At 65.6% G+C, this 241-nt stretch carries 1 protein-coding gene; it reads right to left on the reverse strand.

Going from position 1 to position 241, the window contains the following annotated elements:
* The coding region (locus P8629_RS12580) for an EVE domain-containing protein (RefSeq protein WP_278166431.1) at nt 1–241 on the reverse strand (241 nt) is incomplete at both ends.

Consider the following 241-nt stretch of genomic DNA (forward strand, 5'->3'; position numbering starts at 1 on the left):
GAAGCCTTCGCCGAGTTCGTCGGCGTGCAGCTTGATCTCGTCCAGCGCGATCACCTGCTTGAGCTTGCGGTCGAAGGCCACGTCCACCAGCATCCAGCGCGGGTTCTCGCGCGTGCTCTTGGGGTCGTGGTAGTCGGATGCCGGGTCGAACTGGGTGTCGTCCGGGTAGGCCGCGCTGGCCACCGTGGCCAGGCCGACGATGCCCGGCACCTTGGTATTGGAGTGATAGAACAGGATGCCG

The organism is Hydrogenovibrio sp. 3SP14C1 (assembly GCF_029625905.1).
GTDB lineage: Bacteria > Pseudomonadota > Gammaproteobacteria > Thiomicrospirales > Thiomicrospiraceae > Hydrogenovibrio.